This is a genomic window from Halovenus rubra, from assembly GCF_026586665.1.
In the GTDB taxonomy this organism is placed as follows: Archaea; Halobacteriota; Halobacteria; order Halobacteriales; family Haloarculaceae; genus Halovenus; species Halovenus rubra.
Genome location: NZ_JAODIY010000009.1, coordinates 231,373 through 250,501, shown reverse-complemented (window position 1 = coordinate 250,501; position 19,129 = coordinate 231,373). Strand labels below are relative to the sequence as shown.

Here is a 19,129-nt window from a genome sequence, read left to right as displayed (position 1 = left end):
GAAATGGACGAAGTTTGGACCCTACGTTACTGCTCGAAGGGGAGTGAGTGCTAAGATGAACACGTTTTGGAGCCGACGTGGACTACTACGTCGTACTGGCACAGGAATCGTAGGGATGGCAATGCTCGGTACCGCTGGCACATCTGCTGGGCAAGAGGACCCGGAGGCTTCCATAACATTCAATGACCAGATATCAGACGGTAGTTCAGTCACAGTCGGGAAAATCGAAACCGAGGTCGAGGCACGTTTTATAATCCGTGATCAAGACTCGAATGGAATTGGCGGCCAGGTTACATTTGACGCAGGAACTGCCGTTGAAGAATATGAAGTAGACCTCTCAACGGAACTCACAGAAGCAGAAACGCTTTCGGCGAATCTCTATGACTCAAGCGGCTCAAATATTGCGCGTGATACCGCGAGAATCACTGTTGGAGATCCGGGAGAGTTCGCTTCTGGGATCGGCCCCACGCTTGTTGAAGCAGACCCTGCTGCGGGTTTCAATTATCCATACTTCCTCTACGCACCATCACGACCAACCGATAGCAGTCCCGGTTCAATCCTCGTTCAACCCAATAACAGCGGTCAAACAACTGATAACTTCGATACTCATAAGCAGTCTGCACGAAACCGGATTGAAAACGGAATCTCACGAACGGTCAGTGAACGGCTATCTGTGCCGTTACTTATTCCTGTGTTCCCCCGACCGCAAACAGATCCGGTGGACTGGCGACACTACGTCCATGCGTTAGATCGCCAGACGATGCAAATTTCGGATGGCCCTCTCGAACGAGTTGATCTTCAACTCTTACGGATGGTGGATCACGCACAGGAGATGCTATCCGATCAGTCCTACACCGTTGACGATCAGATTCTACTGAACGGATTTTCTGCTGCAGGAAACTTTGTTGATCGCTTTGCTGTTCTTCATCCAGATCGTGTTCGATCTGTCACTGCTGGCGGATTGAACGGGATGGCGATGCTTCCGCTTGAGGAAGTAAAGGGCCATACGCTGAATTTCCATATCGGAATCGCAGACGTTGAGGAACTTACTGGAGAGCCGGTTGACTTAGATGCGCTCAGTGAAGTCAATCAGTTCCTCTTTATGGGCGGTGAGGATTCAAACGATACGATCCCGTACGATGATGCATGGAGTGAAGAGATGCGGGAAATCGCTCTTGAGGTCTATGGAGAAAAGATGGTTGCGGAGCGATTCCCATACTGTCAGTCTGCATACGAGCAAGCCGGTGTTGACGCACAGTTCAAAATATACGAAGGGGTTGCCCATAGTCCTCGCCCAGCAGTAGAGGATATCGTGGAGTTTCATCAGCGGAGTCTCAATGGAGAGGACGTGAGTAGCTTCAACCAAGATCTTGGCATTGAACCAACAATTGGATATACGACTGAGCAACCTGAGGTTGGAGAGCCAATTGAGTTTGATGCGAGTTCTACAGAAGTCAGTCGTGGACAAATCCTCGCGTACACGTGGGAGTTCCCAAATGGCGAAACTTCGGCGGGTAAAACGGTAACACACCGGTTTGAAGAACCAGGTCAACACAGCGTCAATCTCAGTGTAGTCGATAATAACGGACGGACAGCTACAACAGAGACAACACTTACTGTGGGAAAACAAGCTGACCAACAAACCATCACTGATCTACGAATTACGTTACCCGGCGTTGGAGTCGGTGTGGCTGTGACAAGTGCTGCTGGAGGCCTCTACTCACTCAAAAACCGGTTACAAGACTAATCCAGCTCACGTAGTGTTTTCAAACTAATTTAAAAACACAATAGACACATGGGATTTCTTGGCAAATACGCAGCGTTTCGATGGGTGACCGGTGGTCGCGGTGGTGGCGGAGGTAGTGGCGGCTCTGGCTTCGTACTTATATTCGCTGTTATAGTCGGAATTATCGGTGTTATCTGGGCTATTTTCTCAGTCTTCTCCTTTGTGTGGAACCTTATCTACGGTATCGTTCGACCGATCCTGATGGTGTTTCCCCCAGTTACCATCCCACTGGCAGTTGCACTTTTAGGATGGCCGTTTACCTGGCTCAGCCCATATTCTACTGAGAAGACAGACGCCTTCCTTAACGGAACTGAAGACAACCTCTCATTTGGCCCATACGCGTTCTGGGCTGTGTCTTCAGTTAATATCATGTTCCTAACTGGTGCTTATGATGCCTTCCCAGAACCGAATGGTCTGATCGAGATGGTAATTGGGCTAGTTGTAGCACTTCTGTTGCTGTACGGTGCCTATGAACTGTTTCACTTCCCATATCGAAGTTTCAAGTTATTACTACATTCGCCACGTGGTCCATTCTATGTCATCGCACTTCTTTCACCGATGTCAGCTGGTCTCATCACCAGTGCCTTCAATGTCTCTCTGAACATTGTCTTGCCCCTTCCAGAGTTGCTGGGATCGGAATTAGCTGTGATTGCTGGATCCCTCGTGTTTCTCAACACGACGTACCTTGGTGGGGCGTTAGCTGTTCTATGGAATCAAGGCGTGATTCAAGCAAACGCAGATGCTGCTGAGAAAGAAGACAGTCGCATGGAGACGAATAGAAATACGGATACAACCACCGAATCCAGTCCAAACACCAACTAACTTACTAAGCCAATAGTTGCCATCCATCTCTGTTTAATTCCCAATTTTGGCTATTTGAATGTTGTTGGCAATACGAATGGCTAGCTGACTGAAAACCAGAGACATCATCAGACAGATCTGCGATACAAGCAGACCAGAATCGAATTTCTATTGTAGCTCTTCCAATAGCTGTATTGCTAACTGCTTGTTGAGGCTTCGGTTCGCATTCCCACAGTGGGGCGAGTGAATACAGGACGGGCACCCATCTTGACAGCCACAGTCCTGAAGCAACGTGAGCGTCTTCTCAAGAAGATCATCGAGTTGCTCGAAAGCCTGACGTGTAAGTCCAGCACCTCCAGGATGACCATCGTGAATGAAAACCGTCCCGCCAGACGTCTGGCCATGGCTTGGCGTCGAAAGACCACCAATGTCGCCTCGGTCGCACAAAACCTCCATAGGGAACAGCGATATCAATGCATGTTCGATAGCGTGGAGAGCACTCAGATATTCCTCTTGTGACTCCGCCTGATCAACAATCATAGCTTCAACATCATCTGGGACGGTGATGAACAGGCCTGTTGTCTTGATCGATTGTGACTCCAGCGGCTCCTCAAACTCACACTCCTGAGGGGTGTCATCGCTGGGGTCGCTGTACCGCAAGTACCCTGTAACCGTATCCTCCACTGTAAATTCTCCTAGTGTAGCTTGTACGGTCATCTCATGCGTTTCAGCGGACGAACTCTCATACGTGTCTTCGATAGTAATGGACTTTTCTCGGAGTGCTCGGGTGTACGCTGCTGTCGATGTCGATTCAAGCAGTGCTCGGTCAGATTCGAGGTCTAATTCGACTACTTGGTACGTCTGTTTCTGGTGACGATAGATTGCATCCGGATGTGCATCCCGTACCGCAGCACCAAATTCAAGGGATGCGAGCTTCTCGTCACGGTTTCGGTCGATAAGATCGATTTCGCGGTCATCGATCGCCCGAATATTCGTATTCCATTGCACGTCCGAGTTCGTGGCGCGCCACTGAATCCGATCACCACTCTCTACACGGCGAAGGCGATCGTTCACTTCTGCTTCTGTGACGATATCCGGTAGGTCGGCACCGAAATAGACCTCGTCACGTGGCGATAAGAAGTGATCACTTGCTGCACAGACGACGTGATCAGGACGAATTGAATCATTAGAAGGGTTGACTGCAGCCTGTTCAGCACCTCCCTCAAACAGTTCGTCTGGATCCCGAATCGTATACTGATCAAGTGGATCATCAGCTCCAACAAGAACAACGAGACAAGAGTCTTCGCCACGCCCAGCTCGGCCTGCCCGTTGGAACGTACTCATTGATGTTCCGGGGTACCCATCAAGCAAAACAACATCGAGTGTCCCGAGATCGATCCCGAGTTCAAGCGCATTCGTACTCCAGACACCACGAGCATCCCCGCTACGAAGTTCCTCTTCAAGTTCGAGGCGACGATCCGTATTCAGCGCGGCATGATATGCGTGAGTGCTGTCTGCGAGATCATGTTGTCCCCTGTCACGGAGCATTCTGTCTGCCCAATCCACATATTGCTCTGTTCCCTGTCTGGCAGCGGTGAAGACCAGCGTCTGATATCCTCTGGTTACGAGATCACAGAACAAACGCACCGATTCAACGTGGTGTGAGCGTCGTTCTCCACCGACTACTTCCTGATGAGAGGGAAGCGCAATCTCATCAGGGGAATCCGAGGATTCGCTTGTTTCAGATTGTGTCGCAGTCGTCGAACTCGGTTCGGTATCGATGGCCCCTGCAATCTTCTCGGGTGGATGTTCGTCGTGGCCAGCACGAACAGTTCCGACGGAACTGACAGCTGGATCCGGAATTGACTGATCCTCGTCAGTGTCCTGCTTGAGTGGCGGATTCCAAAACAGCCAGTGTCGATCCCCCGACGCACTGCCGTCATCATCCACGAGTTCGAACGTGGATTCCTGCCGTCCCGTGACGGTTGCAGCATGCTCTACAGGATTTCCGATCGTCGCTGAACAGCAGATGTACTGCGGCGACGAATCATAGTAATCACACAACCGATTGAGCCGTCGGAAGATCAGCGACGCATGGCTTCCAAAGACCCCACGGTACATATGGACCTCATCGATAACTACGGTATCCAATTGCTGGAACAACCACCGCCAGTGATTTTTCCCATGAGCATACGGGAGGAGACTAAGATGGAGCTGGTCGATGGTTGTAAGAAGAATATCGGGCTGTGTCTGTCTAATCTCCCTACGAGCGCTCCTTGATGTTTTCCCAGTTTGTACGCCAATATCAACCGAGGCACCGAATCCCAACTCATCATCAAACGCCTCGAAAGTATCGGCTTGATCATTGATGAGCGCACGATACGGTGCGATATAGAGTGTTTTCCCTGCGTTTTCGATCGCTCGCTCAATGCCGGGTACGACGTACGTGAGTGTTTTGCCGGATGCTGTCGGTGTGGCCACAACAACGTTCGACTCGGACTGAACCGCCTCAATAGCGTTCGCCTGATGTGAATACAAACTCGTGATTCCCTGCTGTTGTAGTGCAGACGACAGAGGGGCAGAAACAGCGAGATCGGCTGTCTCCGCAGATTGACCTCTCACGACCTGCTTATGAGCGATTTGACCTTCGTAATAACCTCGACCACGCAACCACTCTACGGTATCCCTGATTCCAGGTCGATCCTTCATCTGCCGGTTCTTGGTGATTGATACTTGTGAATTTTTGCGATTCAAGGGTACGTTGGCTCCCCTTGACATACACTTCCAAACAATGAAAAGAACAAAGCTTAGATGAATCTCCGGCCGGCACGAAGCTACTGTGTACGACGAAGTTCGGTTCCTAGGGCATCTTCAAGCGCCTCTCGCATGAACTCTGGAGTGGATATCCCGTATTCCTCTGCCAGTTGTTGCGTGGCGTGATGATAACTACGAGGGACGCGCACCGTCAATTCAACCTGATCTCCTTCATTGAAGTGATTCTGTATGGCAGCACTGAAGAATTGGTCCCGGGTCTCATAAACTGACGAAGTTCCCACTACAGAGTCGATCATCGATAGTAGATTCACCGGTAGTGAGATTTCGACCTCATCAGTGGCAACAGGGGCACTGGGAGGAGTTCTTCCACCATCGATTGTTTGCTTGAGTAGCGTTCGGACAGCTTCGTCTAGAACATCACTCGTTTCGTTGACCGAACTAGCGAGGTAGAAAGTGAGAGAGTCGATTTGCACCTCAATACACTGGTAATCGGCTTCCTCATCAGAACTACTGATGGAAATAGATTTCTCGTTCGTGTCTCGTTTCGCTCGCCTCTTTGTCCAATTATTCCGGAGCCAAGAGAGGGATCGGTCGCGCCACTCAGGCCAGTTTCGTACTATTCCCGAACTCGGTATTCCGGTCTCCTCTTTACCGATGTTCTTAGCATAAATGGACCCTCTGTGGGGCTTTACTTCGAACGTTACAACATCACCCGCCTCAATGTTGTCATCCTTAGATTCCTCTTCTGAGAACGTGAAGGTGTGGCCGGTGTGTCCCCGTATCCTACCGTATCCCTTATTCCCTAACGAGAGGATAGTGCCCAAAGCGCGGCTGTATTCGTTTGGGTCTACTGCTCCTAAATCCTCTAATGATTCAAGACGTGACGCATCCTCTGAGGTGATGTCAGCAGTTGGGTTTGAGATGAGATCGCGTGGACTGACACTCGGACTGCTCACCAGGTGGTGAAGATAGTACAACAAATCAGGAGCAACCGTCAGGAACTCGTTAATCTGCTCTCTCTTGAACTGTTCTCCCGTAGTATGCCATTCAGTAGTCTCAGGTTCTATCGTAATCGACTGAGAGTGACTCGTTCCGGGCCGAATGTCAATAAACAGTTCTGCATCGGTGCCCACCTTTTCAACTGTTCGGAAATCATGCACTGTCCATGCTATTCCATCGGTATCGAACGAATATGTGGGAACCTCTTGAGAGCTCACCCGGAATCGATTTACCAAAATCGGATGCTCTGTAGAATGATGGGCAATAGATTTCAGGATGCCATCGATATCGTCCGCCCTAGCAATCCGGTTTAGCGTTGCCTCATACTCGTCATCAGACGGGCTCCACCTTTCGATGAATCCCCGCTTCGACGCATCAATCCTATCTAAGCTGGAAGTCCTCTCATCACCATTCGTTGACGGCTGGCCCGTTTCAGATGCCGACTCGTCGGGCGTATGTTGATCAAGGAACTCCTCCAGTCGGCGCTTCTTTTCGAGAGATAGCTTTCCGGACGAGAATGAGACCTCCGTATTGATGTCCTTTGTTTCTACTGCTGTCCCCGAGTTGTTAGTGTAGGCGTGGCCGCTATCACAGAGCGGCTTGAGAAACTGCCATGAAACCTGATCATCCCCGCGGAATCCGAGATCGGAGAATAAACCTTCGGCTTCGGGGCTCAGTTGAAGAGTAACGTAGCGACCATCGATGTTGGATCTAATGTAGTACCCTTTCTCATTCCTGTACTCCTTGACAGTAGGCATACTGTTCGACGGTTGACCCACCGTAATGTCCTTTTCGTGTTCGAAAGAAGGGAATTGACGAGTGAAGTAGCAGTCACCGCCACGTTGAATCGATACTTGTCCGGTAGCGAAGTCGAAGAACGGACGTATTGCAGCAGTCCTTAACCTCTACGGGCGGGTAGCGATCACGGACATCTTCAAGGTTCTCTTGAGACTCAATGAGGTGTGTCAGCGCGGCATCAATGACATCGCTCATTGGTGGATCATCAGACGGGTCAGCCGCCACGATCTCTTCTGCCTGTTCAAGCAACCGCTTCCTCTCGTCGCTGAGTCGCAAAGTGGTACGGTCAGTCATAAGTGGATGTGCATACAGGGGTCGATTCGGCGTGATTCTGCAGTTGCTGAACCGGGGTCTGTTTAAGAGTGGTGTCTTTCCCGGCCACCGTCCCCTCCGTTATCGGTGCGACAGGAGGTCCGGATCTATGCACACTGACTGGGTGAGCGAGTACACTACTGTGCATACATCGAGGATGCTGATGACATTCGCACGCAACCCCGTGGGGTCGGTCTCGAAGACCCGGTTCAACAGGCCTGAGTTTCCATGCGTTCCGCATACAGGCCGTTGCTCTTGGACCACCGTATAAAGTTGGATAGTTATTCAAATCGTGCAGCGAAAGAGTAGCGATGTCGAAATCCGCACCACGATAGTAGTCATCCCGCCCTACGAAAGTGAGACACACAGACGGAGTCGGTAACAACGGATTGGATCGTGGAAGTCGTCAGTACCCTGCGAGCGTTGCCTGCACTCCATCACTACCGCTGCATTCCTGGTCACTGCCATGGTCGTTGTTCTCGCCTTGGTCACCACGAACAATATTCTCAGCTTCTTCCAGAGAGTCTACTTCCATGATGTCCGCCCGAACCCGGCCGTCAAACTCTTGCTCGTAGTGCGTGCGTTGCTGCCCAGACATCCCACGTTTCACCCGTCGCTCAACTTTTTGATCAAGGTCATCACGAAGGTCCTCTACGGGCGGGAGGTCGTCTCCAACCTTCACGAACGGTTTTTGCCCGTGATACGTATCATCATCATCAACGAGGAGCATGTCCTGCCCGCTACGGAGTGGTTTGTAGTCGCCATACACGTCCATCCGGATGTCGTCAGGCAACACGGGATCTTGATCATCCATCCAATACCCAACTCGTTCTAGTCGGTCGATCGTCCGGTAGATGTCATCGTCAACATCGAGTCCTGCGAGCGCGTCGCGGATCGTCGTGTGCGCTTCGCTGCGGTCGTCGTCTGCACTGACGCGTTCGGTCGCCATGAGCGCTTCATTAGGGGTGTACTTGTACTGAGCCGTGACGGTCGCTCGCGCCGTGTTGACGGTGGCCTTGACATATTCGTCGCCGTCTGTACAGTTGATGGTGATTTTGACGTACTTGTTCGGGGTGTGAGTTATCGAGTCGATGCTCTTGGTCATTGGTCAATGTTGGTACTGGCGGCGAATCCGAGCTTGCTCTGCTGATCTTCACGCGTCTCCATATCTCGGGCGTTTCGCAGGATTGCTGAAACGATGGCGTCAGCGCTGACGCTAACCGTCTCAATCTGGTTTTCTGGCGGTTCGTCTTCTGTGGTGTCGGTTTTGTAATTCATTCTTGTGAGTCGGACTCAATATAGTTGCATTCGCTTTCCGTCAGGATGTTTCGTCCACTGACGTAATCGGCAAGCGATTGCTGGGTCGTGAAAAGCTAACTGAGTTCTCCGTTATGACTCGATTAGATGGCCGAATTCTTCAAGCATAATCCCGGCATCAATCGAGTGATCCTCACACCAATCAACGGCGTCATCTTCCGACAACACCGTGAGTTCTTCGCCGCCTGATTTGCCGTTACTGTGTGACGTCGCGTACTTCGTTGCTGCGCCGCCAGCACCATGCAGGAAGTACTCGCCGTCATCAGTTTTGTAAAGCGCCTCTACCAGGTAGTAGAGATCACTCCGGTCTGTGTTGGGGGCGTGTTCTGCAATCTCTTCTGCTACGTCTGTATCGTACAGCTTTCGGTCGATTATTTGTCGCATCGCAAACTGGCATATGAGACACCCTTTAAAAATGGTTAGCCCTCAGTGGGAGACGACCCCCAGTGAGCCCCCTATACCTGCAAATTCCACACCCACACGCCAGAATTATTCGGCGCAAGGATGGATTTCGACAGCCGAGTCTGTAATGAAATTTCTGGAATCGCTAGGCGAAGGAATGATGAAATGGAATGTCTGTTAGAATCCTTTGGATACCCCTCACGCCTAGACTAGTGGCTCTGTTGAAATCATCAGCAGTTAATAGATTCTGACGAGGGATGATGAATCAAGAGAGGGCACACAGATGGTCGTTATCTGAAGTCACCTATCAACATAAACGACTAATGCGCGACATAGAGTAACCGTCATTCATGGGTTACCAGTCTCGGACAATCAAGCAAGTTCTACCGGACATAAACGAGTCCATCTTTCTGCCGGCAATCCAGCGGGAGTTCGTCTGGGATACCGAACAGATCATTCAGCTCTTCGATTCCGTTCTCCGCGAGTACCCTATCGGGTCGTTCATTTTCTGGAACCTCAACGGAGAGTTCGCAGACAACCAAATCAAGTACTACTTCGTCCGAAATCACATCGAGGATAGCATCTACCCAGACGATTTCGACAATGTTCACCATCGAAATCCAAAGGTTCCCGAATACGAGCAAATCCCGGACTCCGTTTCACTCGTCGTTGACGGCCAACAGCGCCTCTCCTCCTTCTACATCGGGCTCCAAGGAACATACGTTGAGAAGCAGAAGTACCGGCAACGGAAGAATCCCGACGCCTGGACGCGTAAGCAGCTGTATCTCAACTTGCTCTCGAACCCCAACAACCAGACGGAGGACCATCTGAAGCTCCGATACGACTTCAGATTCAAGGAGCCCGATCCGACACAGTCTCGTGAGGAATACTGGTTCCGTGTCGGCGACATTCTGGAGATCGACACGCTAGAGAAGGCGATGACCCGGGCGAACGAAATCGCGTCCGAGTTAGAGGAGGTCTCCGATGCACAGGAACACTACATCCTCAAGAACCTCACCACCCTCTACAACGCTGTTCACGCCCGAGACATCGTGAACTACTACGAGGAAGGAAACCAGGATAACGAGCGAATTCTGGACATCTTCGTCCGGGCGAACGAAGGTGGTACGCAACTCAGCAAGTCTGAAATCCTCCTCTCTATTGCCACGTCGTACTGGGGCTCAGATGAAGAGAACCCCATTGACGCAAAGGAAGAGATCAACAACTTCGTCGGGAACCTTAATCAGGCGTATGTGGACGAGGGCTACGACTTCGGTAGCGACTTCGTCCTGAAATCCCTCCTCGTTGTCGCTGACCTCTCCGCCGAGTACCAGATCCGCACGTTCACACACGAGAACCTGGCGTTGATGAAAGAGATCTGGGCGAACGGAGTTGTTCAAGATGCGATTGAGTCCACCGTAGATCTGATCAGCGACTTCGGTATCACCGGCCGAAGCCTGACGAGCCGGAATGCGCTCATCCCGTTAGTCTTCTACTTCTACCACAACGAGAATCCCTCCCTGACGACGGACTCTCAACTCGGCGTGCAGGTTCGACCCCGAATCCTCGAATGGCTCTGCTCTGCGCTCCTCAACAGCAACTTCAACTCCCGGCCAGACCAGATCATCGAGGACGCACGTGATGCCATCAAAGAGGCGGACGATAGTCAGTTCCCACTAGAACGGATTCAGCGTGAAATCAGGACGCGTGGGAAAGCCGTTGGCTTCAGCCAGGAAATCGTAGAAGACCTGTTCGAGGAAACGGACTACAACAGCACGAAGATCTACCTGCTCTTGTCGGTCCTCTACTACCCTGACCCTGCCCACGACGATTCATACGAAATCGACCACATCTTCCCGCGGAGTCTCCTGGAAAAAGACAATCTCATCGAGAACTACGGATTCGACCCCAGCAAGGCCGAGCGGTACGCCTCCCTGCGCGATCACGTTGCCAACCTCCAGTTAATCGAGGAGAACCAGTCCAAGGGGACCCAAGCGTTCGATGAGTGGATTTCAACGCGGAGTGACCAATACTACGACCGCCATCACATCCCGACTGACGAGCGTCTGTACGAACTAGAGAACTTCCCCGAATTCATCGAGCGACGCGAGGAGATGCTTCGAGACCACATCATCAGCACCTTCAGCTGAACACCTCCCTCTAAGAACGCTACACTAGTTCCTGTACCTTCGACTGGAGGTGATTGTACGCTACTTCGGCGGTCTCGACATCCTTCGCACCTGTAATCACCAGCTTCCCGTTAGCGAACACCAGCAGTACAGCACCGATGCCCTCGGGCCGATAAACCAGACCCGGGAACTGCTCCGGCTCATACTCCGTTACTTCCAATCCCAACCCGATTGAGAGAGCATCCAGAGAAACCATCTCATCGAGCATCGCAGTACAGACCACGTTCTGGACAGTGAATCCTGTCTGTTGAGCTTCGTCTACAATGCCCAACTCTGCGAGGGCTCTCAGGAATCCATCGTTCGTCTCGCGTAGTGTCTCCTCACTGGGACAGCCGCTGATGATGTACTTCCCGCTCCGATACACCGTGATGAGCGGCCCACCTTCTTCGAGACGAACGTAAAGACCGTGGTAATTCGACGGGTCGTACTCCAGGTACGGTGTAGAGAGATCATCTTCCAGGGCTTCGAGATCCAGCTCCACCCCAAGATCGCCGGATCCGACGATGTTCGCTATTTCGACCGTCATCGCTCACCCGGAGGACTGCCGAGGACGAAGGATGCAGTCACCAACTGCGGTTCTTCTGGGGTGACGTGCTTCTCCTCCTCTAATCGAGCTAATTCTTCGTCACGCTCTCGTCGAAGAGACTCCAACTGGCGTTTCGCGTTTCCGATGGGTGCCGACATATCCTTTCCTCGCTCATCCTGCTGTTCGTACGTCTCTAATCGCTCTTCCCACTCGCTGATCTCCTCTTCGAAGTGACGTTCAGCATGCTGGCGCTTAATCTCCATTTCGCGTTCCCGTTCTTCTCTCGCTTCCTCAGCAAACGACTCGACCTGTTCCCACGCCTCCATCTCGGCAATCTCGTGTAAGTCCGATACCTGTGACGCCAACTGATCCAGCGTTTCATCGGTGGAGACCTCTTCTTGGGGGAGAGTATCAACGATCTCGGGCTTCGTCGTCGAAACACCCCCACCTAAAGTAACATACAATGGGACCAGCTTCTCGGTTACCGCTTCACCGGCACCAGACACGTACCCAAGACGGTAGTTGAAGAGAACACCGGGTCCTGGCTCACCATCTTCTGCGACTTTGACAGCGACCTGTCCCTGAATACGGGTCGAGTCAAGGCAGAATTCGATGAGTGATTGAACGAGCGGGTGGTCAAGAGCGATGAAATCGACATCGTCCTGTTCCATCGCCACCTCGCGGGTAAACGTTGCTCGGTCATACTGACTACTGACCTGATCACCAGAGAGTACATCTGGCACGCCAAGTTGGAAGACGTCACCGCCTGACCGAGCAGGGCCGGGACGGACACCGCGGATATTACCGCCGAATTCGTCGAAGAACTCCCGGACTAGCACCTCAATGTCGTCTTCGCTGACGTCGCCGTGTTGACTGCGTTCGATGACCTCCAATATCTCTTCGTCTTCGTCAGAGAGATCAAATCGATCGCGGATCAGAAACTCGTTCTCAACCGTTTGAAGTGCCTCCTTTCGCTCTTCGATTGTCTTCTCGATATCTCCCACGATTTCGTCGGTCGGCCGGTTCTCCGCGATGGCGGCCATAATGGTGTCATCGAGATCAACGTCTTCCAGAACGCGGCCGAGTACGTCGGAACGCATTCCGAGGTCGGATTCGATTTGGTTCGTCTTCTCAACCAGCAGATTCAGAATTTCGCTCTCCCGGGTGTTCTTGAAGAACAGGTTCCGGATCTCTACGGTCCGTTCCTGCCCGTAGCGGTGAAGACGACCCATTCGTTGGTCGATGCGGATCGGGTTCCACGGGAGGTCATAGTTGACCATAATGTGGGCGAACTGGAGGTTGAGACCTTCTTGTGCCGCGTCGGTGGCGAGCATCAGGTTGGCTTCATTCTCGAACTTCTCCATTTCCTCCCGCCGTCGATCTTGGTCTAAGTCTCCATAGACTTGGGCAATATCGTGGTCGTCGAACACCTTGTCTCGGAGGTATTCGAGCGTGTCCGTGTACTCGGTGAAGATGAGTATTTTCTCCTCAGGGTCGTTGGACAGGATCCGACCGACAAACTGCTTGAGCATCTGGGCCTTCGAATCGGTCTCAATGCTCTTGGCCTGCTGCCAGAGTTGCTTCACCCGGTCAAGCTCTTCCTGTATCTGTGATTGGTTCAGCGTGACTGTGACCGTTTCCAGCGCCTCTTCGACGCGCTCACGCTCGGTGTCGGTCAGTGTCTCAGGTTCGGTGCTATACCGGGGAATCAGCTCCTGAACGTCGTCGGGAAGATCTTCGGCAACAGCGTCGTTCTGGATGGCGCGCATTCGGTTCTCCAGAGACTTCTGAATCGCGTAGATGCTGGAAACCAGCCGCTTCTGGTAAATGACCATCGTGAACCCCGCGGCCTGGTTCTCCTCCTGTTGAGCGAGGTTGTAGTACTCGCGGATGTACTCAGTGACGTCGTCGTAGAGCTTCCGCTCAGCCCGGGACATATCCACACCCAGCGCTTCGATGTTCTTCTCGGGGAACATTCGCGTCCCGTCGGTGTCGTGCATGTCGTCCTTCAGCCGGCGAATCATCAGATCATCCAGTGCGTCGGGATTGATCTGTGACTCGTGGCTAAAGCGATATGGATCAAGCAAACTCACGAGGAAGTAGAACTGGTCGGACTTCCCTTTGTGAGGCGTTCCGGTCATCAACAGGAGCGCGTCGGAGTTTTCGGCGACGGCTTCACCGACAGTGTAACGCTGGGTCCGTTCAATGGAGTCGTCGCTTCCCCGGCGAGCGGTCAAGTGGTGCGCTTCGTCAAAGACGGCGACGTCCCAAGATGCGTTGAGGTTATCCAGGGCATCACGGACCGAGACTCTGTCCGACTCAGGGTCGTCGTTCGTTTGCTTAGCGAAATCGATCGAGGTGATGATGAGGTCCTCTTGCTCCCAGACGTTCTGGTTTGGGTGGGACTGCCGGTGGGTTTCTACGGTTTCACGGTCGTAAATGACGAAGTTTCGGTCGAACTTCTCGCGCATTTCTTCTTGCCACTGCACCGTGAGTGGTGCTGGTGCGACAATGAGTACCCGCTGGGCACGCCCGCGCGCGATGAGTTCCTCAATAACGATGCCGGCTTCGATGGTCTTCCCGAGGCCGACTTCGTCGCCGATGAGGTAGCGGTGGTCGTACGAGTTCAGGATTTCGTAAGCGGCCTGAACCTGGTACGGTTCGATCTCGATACGGTTGTTCGTCAGCGACAGGAACCGGTCGTATCGATAGGCGAGGTCGAGGCGGGTCGTACGCTCCCGAAGGTCGTGGTGGATGGGCGAATCGATCTGTCGGGCTGCGAGCCGGTCAGCGATAGAGTCGCTCCGCTCAATGTGGGGCAGGCCACTTGGGAGCTTCCGGAGTTCCCCCTCCGTGGTGTAGACGTGGAGGAGTTGGCCTCCGTTCGGGCGCTCTTCGATCTTCGTGATTTCGCCCTGGCCGCCAGCGAACTTGACGTGGTCGCCAACCTCGAAGTCAGTCATCCTGCACTGCCGATTCGACAATCTCGATTTCCTCGTCGGTTAGTCCGTAAAGGTCGTATACGATTTCGTCGATGAGCTGATCGGTCCTTTTGATCTTCTTTTCAAGTTCGTCAGCTTTGGCCCTCACCTCAATATACTGATCCAGCCCATCACGGACCTTCCCAATATCAGGGAGCACTAAATCCTTCATCCGGTCTAACGATGAGTTGGTCTTTGTGGCATTCTGCCGGAAGCTAGCAAACCCATCTGCCTTGTTAACGACAACTGGAATGAAGTTGCGAATGAGCGTTTCTTCCGCCTCTGAGAGACCAACAAATGCCATCGCTTCGTAGGTTTCGAACTCCTCTTCAACAAGCCGGTCCCATGCGTCTGTTTCGCGCTGGTCATCTTCATCAACCTTATAGCTAATATCGACATTCATCACCAGTCGCCCCCCATCATCCTCAAATGAAACTCCCTCCACACGGAGGCCATCAAAGTCTTCAGCTGTCTTAGTGAGTGGCGTATCTGCGACGCCAGCAACTGGCATCTGCAAATCTTCAAGCTTGTCACCCTCAATTGAATCGGGGAGCTCATCGCTTGGGATGCCAAGATAATCAAGGAGATGTAGATTAAGAGATTCATGCTGTTCGTGGAGATCTAAGGTGATATGTGACAGATCAGAAAGTCTCTCTCCGGGAGGCACATCGTCTTCCTTAATTGTTCTTTCAAATTCTGGCTCAGTCTCCCGCTCCGTTTCTGGTGAAGCATCAGGAATAGGTAATGGGGAAAGATATGAGGTCATAAACCGCCGGAAATCCCCACGTAGAACCGTACTTGTGTGATAAATAAAGAACCAGGTGGGAGTGCTATTAAGAACAGCCAACAGGTATTCTAGGTGACGTTGATTCTTTCTTTTCGGAACGATTCCGTAAGCGGAGTTGGGGAGATAAATACCCCCATCACGGTCTAGAGTGAACTCGCTACGCTGACAAACATCGGGCACTAGGAGCTTCTGAGCCTCGAATAATTGTTTTTCTCGGGGGCACCAAAGTGCATACCATGCGGGGTATTCCATATTCTCCGATCCCCGGTTACGCAGCCGCGACTCAAACTCGGATAGATAGCTGTAGGTCTTTGGGAATTCGGAGCTAAGTCTGTCTTCAGGGATAAGTTCCGATTCACCGCCCTTGATTTCATATGGGTAAATGACTCCTTCATTAGGTTCAGGTTTTCTAAACCGTTCAATAAAATCACCCCGAAGTAACGGTTTTACCAATCCTGATTCAAGTGTATATTGGTTGTTGTTTTCAGGGCATTCAATCTCAACCGTATCACCATCCTGTGAGAGGATTTCCACAAATAGAATATCATTATCTCCTGATACAATACCCTCTGAAATATGTCGTGACCGATCCCCGATAGATCTCCCAGATTGGTTTAATTTATCTAGAACTTTTCTCTCTTCTGGGCCCGTGAGTGCCCACTTTTCATCGCTAAGCTCATCAATTTCAATATCTACTCTGGGTGCAGTTTGCAGATTACTCTTACTAGCTTCTTTTATTTCTGCATATCCGAACGTTTGCCCCCCCGAATTTAGCGATAGAATGCATGTGTACGTCGTTACACCCTCAAAGACTTGATGTTGTCCAAAGTCTGCGATTTCACTAAGAAGACCGTTTGATACCAAGAATTGTCTGAGCGATTGACCAGCACCGGACTCGAAGAATTTGTTAGGTAGGATATATGATAGTCTCCTATCATTCGTGAGTGAGACACCACGCTCAACAAACAGGGAATAAATATCGAACCGGCCCGAAGCGACCTCATATTCACGGGTCGCATAATCTGCGAATTCAGGGGCCGTCTGGCGAAGGTTCTGGATTTTAATATACGGTGGGTTTCCAATTACAGCATCGAACCCATCATCACTTTTTCTGGACCCGTCTTGTTCGTAGAACGCGATCGGAAACTCCAGTTCCCAGTGAAAGAAATGCTCATCCTCGGCTATCTGTTGAGCCGAACGGTACCAATCTTGTTCCTCAACTTCGTCCCATGAGTTGTTCCTGAGCGCCGTTGCCATACGTTTATACGCGTCCTCAGGGACATCAAGCCCAAATTTCTCAGCAGTATGGACATTCGCCATAGAAATAAGGTGCTGGTATAGCGGATCACCACGAACCCCCTCATACACAGATTCCATTTCCTTGACATCGTCTAATGTCTCGTTATCGATAGCAAGTAGTTCTTCAAACTGGTCTGTAACGTGCTCAAGGGCCTGCCGCCGAGTTCTATCGAATGACTGTTGTAGAGTGAGCTGCCCCTCGTCGGTGTTAGATTCGCTGTTATCCAACACTGTCTCAATATCACTCCCGACTAGCGAGTTCCCGGTTTTAAGATGGTGGTCCAAGAACGCAAGCGGTTGTTCGGCCGCGAGCGTTCGGAGCCAGAGCGAGACTTTGGCGAGTTCAACAGCCAGTGGATTCAGATCAACCCCGTAGATACAGCGCTGAGCGACCTGCCGACGAGCCCAGTTGATGTCGTGCTCTTCGTCAACGGTTTCAATTCCCTCCTGTGCGGCCTGCTTCTCCTGGGCATCGATGATTTCGCGGGCCAGGTAGTCAATGGCGCTCGTGAGGAAGTGACCACTCCCCATCGCCGGATCAAGGATCTTCAGGTCGAATATGCGTTCCGCGAATTCCTCTGCGAAACCACGGTCTTCTCCTCGGGCACTCCGGCCAGCAAGATCCATCCGGATGTCGTCAACGAGCGGTTCGAGCGTGTCTTCGACGATGTACTCAACGACGTATTCGGGGGTGTAGTACGAACCAGTGGCCTTTCGCTCACCACTGCCTGTCGTCAGGTGTACCTCACCTTCCTGCACGACGACGTCGTCGCCATCGCCGGCGCTCACGTACTCGCCATCATCCAGTGCCAGCGGTTCATCGGCGACGTTGAGCTGGTACTCCAGCAGCCCTTCGTAGATACTCCCGAGGTGGCGAACATCAAGCGAGGAGTAATCGACGAAGATCTTTCCACCGCCGTTGCTGTTCTTGCTCCGCGTGAGGAGTTCAACAACCTTGGCTAGGTAGGCGTCGCCGACGTCGTGATCGGCGAGGAACTTCGCCTCCTTACTGTCGTCGGCGTCTGGGTCCGTCCGGAACAGCCCACCGTTGTACGCCGGAATGTAGAGGTCTTCCTCAGGGATGCCGCGTGACTTGCTGCCCTTGTCGATGAGGGTGAACAGTTCGTCCAGACGGGCCTGAAGATTGTCTTGCCAGTCACGGTATTTCGGGTCGCCACTATCGAGTTCTTCGGCGACCTCCTGTTTGAGAGAGTTGAGACTGTAGGACTGCTCGTAAATTTCGTTGCTCGTGTCCAGCAGTTCGCGGCCCTCCGCTTCAGCGTACAGAACGAAGATGAGCCGGTAGAGGTAGATGAGCGAGCTGTCGTGGATCAGATCAAGATCGTCTTCGTCAAGATCGTTCTCGGGGTACTGGAGGTATCCCTCAGAGAGGATCTTGATCGCCTCGTAGATGTTGTCCTGCAGGTCTTCCCCCAACTCTTGGGCGAAGACGTTCGACTCGCCGTAGACGTCGTCCAGGAAACAGTCACCGCTGGTGTCTTCGAGGAATGCCTCGTGGCGGAAGAAGAGGTAGAAGTATTTGAAATCCTCAAGATCGCCCTTCTCCAGAATCGTCGGCAGATCCACTTCGTAGTAGGAGTCGAGGCGGTGGCTGGTCGGGCCGTAGTACAGCCGCCATTTCTTCCCGTCGGTTAGGACAGCCCACTGTGCGGCATCCACTTCCTGCAGGTAGACGTGGATCTGGTAACTGGGGTTCTCGAAGTCACGTTCGTGTTCACCGCTCCCACGAGTGTCGAGGGGACGACCCCATCGTTTCGCGTCCGCAACAGCGACGGAATTCTTGTAGAAGTCCCCGCCCTCATCGCGGCGTTCGAAGGCATCTCGTGCAGCATCATCGGTCTCAAAGAACCCGTAGTCCGGTCGGCGCTGAGTTCGGTCAGTGCTCTCCTCCACCTCGAATGGGATCCCCAGTTTCCGGAACATCGGCCGGATGAACTTCTCTTCGAGCTGGGACTCATTCCGCTTCGGCGCGGTGTCCTTCTCACGCTCCCAGAGGTCCATAACGTCATCATAGGCCTCCTGGAGCTCTTCGTCGCTGACATCGTCCCATTCTTCGGTCTCGGGGAGGTGTTCGTCTAGGTAGTAGTTCGAGAACAGGTCACGGTTCGTACGGTAGGTGAGTGCTGTTTGCATTCG

12 protein-coding genes are annotated in these 19,129 nt (G+C 52.3%); 3 read left to right on the top strand and 9 right to left on the bottom strand.

Annotated features, from left to right (window positions below; all coding sequences use genetic code 11):
• Window positions 1-55 precede the first annotated feature (55 nt).
• Together N5098_RS08165 and N5098_RS08160 are read left to right on the top strand one after the other, a co-directional pair.
• Window positions 56-1,747 carry a PKD domain-containing protein gene (locus N5098_RS08165; protein WP_267637276.1) on the top strand — a complete coding sequence of 564 codons (1,692 nt, stop codon included), beginning with the start codon at window positions 56-58 and terminating at the stop codon, window positions 1,745-1,747.
• A gap of 48 nt (window positions 1,748-1,795) precedes the next feature.
• Window positions 1,796-2,608 (top strand): hypothetical protein, encoded by an 813-nt coding sequence (locus N5098_RS08160; protein ID WP_135806765.1) that lies wholly within the window; start codon window positions 1,796-1,798, stop codon window positions 2,606-2,608.
• Between the two features lie 147 nt (window positions 2,609-2,755).
• Here the strand turns inward: N5098_RS08160 and N5098_RS08155 are convergent, their stop codons facing one another.
• From N5098_RS08155 to N5098_RS08130, 6 genes are all read right to left on the bottom strand, one after another.
• Entirely contained in the window at window positions 2,756-5,296 is a 2,541-nt protein-coding gene (locus N5098_RS08155; protein WP_267637274.1) for a DEAD/DEAH box helicase, read from the bottom strand.
• A gap of 125 nt (window positions 5,297-5,421) precedes the next feature.
• Entirely contained in the window at window positions 5,422-7,119 is a 1,698-nt protein-coding gene (locus tag N5098_RS08150; protein ID WP_267637273.1) for a hypothetical protein, read from the bottom strand.
• A gap of 73 nt (window positions 7,120-7,192) precedes the next feature.
• Complete coding sequence (locus N5098_RS08145) at window positions 7,193-7,453, bottom strand: DUF7386 family protein (RefSeq protein WP_267637272.1); 261 nt, start codon at window positions 7,451-7,453, stop codon at window positions 7,193-7,195.
• Between the two features lie 424 nt (window positions 7,454-7,877).
• Window positions 7,878-8,576 (bottom strand): hypothetical protein, encoded by a 699-nt coding sequence (locus N5098_RS08140; RefSeq protein WP_267637271.1) that lies wholly within the window; start codon window positions 8,574-8,576, stop codon window positions 7,878-7,880.
• Window positions 8,573-8,749: a hypothetical protein gene (locus N5098_RS08135; protein ID WP_267637270.1), complete on the bottom strand. Its 177-nt coding sequence runs from the start codon at window positions 8,747-8,749 to the stop codon at window positions 8,573-8,575. The genes N5098_RS08140 and N5098_RS08135 overlap by 4 nt, the downstream gene beginning before the upstream one ends.
• Window positions 8,750-8,860: 111 nt before the next feature.
• Window positions 8,861-9,172 (bottom strand): hypothetical protein, encoded by a 312-nt coding sequence (locus tag N5098_RS08130; RefSeq protein WP_267637269.1) that lies wholly within the window; start codon window positions 9,170-9,172, stop codon window positions 8,861-8,863.
• Between the two features lie 368 nt (window positions 9,173-9,540).
• Here N5098_RS08130 and N5098_RS08125 point away from each other — a divergent pair, with 368 nt between their 5' ends.
• On the top strand, window positions 9,541-11,340 hold the full coding sequence (locus N5098_RS08125; protein ID WP_267637268.1) for a DUF262 domain-containing protein: 1,800 nt from the start codon (window positions 9,541-9,543) through the stop codon (window positions 11,338-11,340).
• A 19-nt stretch (window positions 11,341-11,359) separates the two neighbouring features.
• Here the strand turns inward: N5098_RS08125 and N5098_RS08120 are convergent, their stop codons facing one another.
• Genes N5098_RS08120 through N5098_RS08110 form a run of 3 tightly spaced genes read right to left on the bottom strand, consistent with a single transcriptional unit; the run spans window position 11,360 to window position 19,126 of the window.
• Entirely contained in the window at window positions 11,360-11,905 is a 546-nt protein-coding gene (locus N5098_RS08120; protein ID WP_267637267.1) for a TATA-box-binding protein, read from the bottom strand.
• Window positions 11,902-14,868: a helicase-related protein gene (locus N5098_RS08115; protein ID WP_267637266.1), complete on the bottom strand. Its 2,967-nt coding sequence runs from the start codon at window positions 14,866-14,868 to the stop codon at window positions 11,902-11,904. Before N5098_RS08115 ends, N5098_RS08120 begins: the two co-directional genes overlap by 4 nt.
• Window positions 14,861-19,126, bottom strand: coding sequence for a class I SAM-dependent DNA methyltransferase (locus N5098_RS08110; protein WP_267637264.1), 4,266 nt, complete (start codon window positions 19,124-19,126; stop codon window positions 14,861-14,863). Before N5098_RS08110 ends, N5098_RS08115 begins: the two co-directional genes overlap by 8 nt.
• Window positions 19,127-19,129 lie beyond the last annotated feature (3 nt).

Coding starts and splice junctions, on each gene's coding strand:
- N5098_RS08165 (WP_267637276.1), top strand. CDS start 56: ATGAACACGTTTTGGAGCCGACGTGGACTACTACGTCGTACTGGCACA.
- N5098_RS08160 (WP_135806765.1), top strand. CDS start 1,796: ATGGGATTTCTTGGCAAATACGCAGCGTTTCGATGGGTGACCGGTGGT.
- N5098_RS08155 (WP_267637274.1), bottom strand. CDS start 5,296: ATGAAGGATCGACCTGGAATCAGGGATACCGTAGAGTGGTTGCGTGGT.
- N5098_RS08150 (WP_267637273.1), bottom strand. CDS start 7,119: ATGCCTACTGTCAAGGAGTACAGGAATGAGAAAGGGTACTACATTAGA.
- N5098_RS08145 (WP_267637272.1), bottom strand. CDS start 7,453: ATGACTGACCGTACCACTTTGCGACTCAGCGACGAGAGGAAGCGGTTG.
- N5098_RS08140 (WP_267637271.1), bottom strand. CDS start 8,576: ATGACCAAGAGCATCGACTCGATAACTCACACCCCGAACAAGTACGTC.
- N5098_RS08135 (WP_267637270.1), bottom strand. CDS start 8,749: ATGAATTACAAAACCGACACCACAGAAGACGAACCGCCAGAAAACCAG.
- N5098_RS08130 (WP_267637269.1), bottom strand. CDS start 9,172: ATGCGACAAATAATCGACCGAAAGCTGTACGATACAGACGTAGCAGAA.
- N5098_RS08125 (WP_267637268.1), top strand. CDS start 9,541: ATGGGTTACCAGTCTCGGACAATCAAGCAAGTTCTACCGGACATAAAC.
- N5098_RS08120 (WP_267637267.1), bottom strand. CDS start 11,905: ATGACGGTCGAAATAGCGAACATCGTCGGATCCGGCGATCTTGGGGTG.
- N5098_RS08115 (WP_267637266.1), bottom strand. CDS start 14,868: ATGACTGACTTCGAGGTTGGCGACCACGTCAAGTTCGCTGGCGGCCAG.
- N5098_RS08110 (WP_267637264.1), bottom strand. CDS start 19,126: ATGCAAACAGCACTCACCTACCGTACGAACCGTGACCTGTTCTCGAAC.